The organism is Pseudoalteromonas sp. Ps84H-4 (assembly GCF_024124645.1).
GTDB classification, from domain to species: domain Bacteria; phylum Pseudomonadota; class Gammaproteobacteria; order Enterobacterales; family Alteromonadaceae; genus Pseudoalteromonas; species Pseudoalteromonas lipolytica_C.
The window spans coordinates 1-2,652 of record NZ_JAMXSK010000062.1; the positions used below are offsets into that span (position 1 = coordinate 1).

Genomic DNA, 2,652 nt, shown 5'->3' on the forward strand with positions numbered 1-2,652 from the left:
CATAGAAAAGGCGCTCAATGCGAGGCCGAGAAAATGTCTAGGGTTTAGGCAACCAGCGGTAATATTCGATGAATTACGCAAAGCAGCCTAATTTAGCGAGTGGTGCACTTCGGACTTGAATTCGCGTGTAATAAAACAAAATGGATAATTTAAGGAGAAATTTTGGAACACTATTACATTAACGATAACGCCCAAAACACAGGTGAACATGAGGTACATACAGAGTCATGCCCGTACTTCAACTTGATAACAGACCGCACTTATTTAGGTTTCTTTCATAGTTGCAAAGATGCAGTAGAGAAAGCAAATATTCAAATGTCGACGGGTGTAAGCATTGTTGCTCGCTTTGCCATACTCGATAGAGAAATTTATAACAGAGACTGACTTGTTTTAGTCGTAGTATTCAGTCTCTTTCAAATTGTGATAGCTAAATTAAAGGTTTGTTTTAAATTGGCCTACAGCCTCAACGACTTCTTTTGCGCCTTTTTGAATATCATCGATAATATTACCTGCACTATTAGATAAATCCAAAGCTTCTTTGGCTTCTACTAAACTAGCTTCAATTTGAGTAACAGCGTCCTGTGTTAGTAGTTTGTTTTCAGCAACTACACTAATTATCTGCTCTGTAGCTAAGCTCGTTCTTGATGCTAATTGTCTTACTTCGTCTGCAACAACTGAGAAACCACGTCCTTGTTCTCCGGCTCTTGCTGCCTCAATTGCAGCATTAAGTGCTAATAAGTTAGTTTGATCTGCTATTCCTTTAATACTTTCAACCAACTGAGAGACTTTTGCTGATTGTACATCAAGTTTATTAATGCCTTCGCTCGCAGTTTCAAGTTTCTTAGAAAGCGCATTCATAGTTGAGATGGCTTGCTTTACAACACCTAAACCATTTTCTGCATCAGAGTCTGTTTGTTTTGAGATATCATAGGCAATGCCAGCTGTTTCTGAAATAGCTTGCTCTCTTCTCATTTGTTCTGTAATGACAGTCGCGAACTTAGCAACTTTATATAAATCTCCATTTTCGTCATGGATAGGGTTATAAGAAGCTTCAAGCCATACTTCATTGCCGTAACTATCTATTCTTTTAAAACGATCAGAGATGAAGCGACCACACTTTAACTCTGACCAAAACTCTCTATAAGAATTTGAATTTGCCTCTTCTGGAGTGCAAAAGATACTATGGTGCTTACCTAGTACTTGGCTTTTAGAGTACCCCATTGCATTTAAAAAATTATCGTTAGCACTCAGAATTATTCCATCTAGTGTAAACTCGATTACAGCTGATGAACGACTAAGAGCAGCAAGCATATCTTCTTTGTCTCTCGAATGAGAGATAGTGCGAGTGAGTTCAGATGAAAAAACAGCTATATCATCATTTACAGGTTGAACAATACTTCTAAGCCACAACTCTCTGTCAGTTTTCGTTTTTAACTGTAAAGCACCATGCCAATGGTTAGTTTTCTTAAGTGCAGACAAGAATTTTTGTGTATGAGGTTTATTTAATGACTTTTTTAAGATCAAGCTTTCAATGCTTGCTCCTTTTAGATCCTCAACTTCAGTTTCGATTGCTGCAGCAAAACGATGATTTGCTTCTAAGATGTGCCCACTTTTACTTAATAAAAAATACAGCATCTCTTCTTTCAGTTCCTGCTTAATATTTTCATACTCAGCAGTTTGCTCTTTTAGATAAGCTATCTCAGATAACAATTTTTTATTTGTAAACCACATTAGGTAGCTTCCCTTTTTAGAGTTAACTCAAAATTTGAGTATTAAGAACCAATAGTTTAGAAATAAAATACTAGAAATCACAATAAACGCTAGTCAAATTTAACATTTTATTTTTATGTTCAATTAACATTCTAAATAAAAAGACGCTATTACTGTAAAACCAACAAAAACCTACATAACATTGCAAGCTAATCTCAATTTAACATAACAATAAATTATGTAGCTTATTCTATAAGGATAATTAGTCGCCGATTGGAATTTTCGGTCTTTCAAAAATTAATGCCTTTTTCTGTAATTGCGACAAAGAAACTTTTCTATCCCCAACGCCAAGTAGCTTAACCGACTCCCCCCAATTTGCTGTACAATACTTAACATCATTCTTGATAATCGCTAACCAACTTGAAGCTCTACGGGTACTTACATCAAAGTGCTTAGCAAGTTTTTTACTGTGAAGTATTCTCCATTTTCAAGCATATATTCGGCTGCATCATTTACTGATAACATAAGGCCCTCCAAATAGTTCATTCATTTGCAAGCATAGGTGGTCTGGCAAACAGCAAAGCTTGTTTTTGTAAACTTCTCATGCTGGATTTTCTGCCATATATAGCAACCACTTTTACTTTGCTATTCGGGACACCAGTATCAACCGTCTTATACTTATTGGTTGTACGGATGTTATATAGAAGTGCACTCGCTTTATTTGCTGAAATAGAAAGTGCTTTCCCGAGAGATTGGGCTGTATAAAACTCACCTGTCTCTAACATTAATTCAGCTGCTTTTTCTGTCGATGCCATTGTGAACTACTCGCGCCTAAAGGCATCGAGCTTCCAAGATAATAGCCTAAGCTACTAACCTTTCTTTTTTGACGCTTCGTTGGACACCGCTAGTCGAGCTTTTGACTCGGCTAGTCTTACGATTGCC

The 2,652-nt window shown here is 36.7% G+C and carries 3 protein-coding genes; 1 reads left to right on the plus strand and 2 read right to left on the minus strand.

The features are described from left to right. Positions 1-162: 162 nt before the first annotated feature. A complete protein-coding gene (locus NH454_RS22100) occupies positions 163-384 on the plus strand; it encodes a hypothetical protein (RefSeq protein ID WP_230237297.1) in 222 nt (73 codons plus the stop codon). A 48-nt stretch (positions 385-432) separates the two neighbouring features. On the opposite strand, the gene NH454_RS22400 is transcribed toward NH454_RS22100, so the two are convergent. Continuing rightward, a complete protein-coding gene (locus NH454_RS22400) occupies positions 433-1,731 on the minus strand; it encodes a PAS domain-containing methyl-accepting chemotaxis protein (RefSeq protein ID WP_036973965.1) in 1,299 nt (432 codons plus the stop codon). A 521-nt stretch (positions 1,732-2,252) separates the two neighbouring features. After that, entirely contained in the window at positions 2,253-2,525 is a 273-nt protein-coding gene (locus NH454_RS22115) for a hypothetical protein (protein WP_036973967.1), read from the minus strand. Positions 2,526-2,652: the final 127 nt, after the last annotated feature.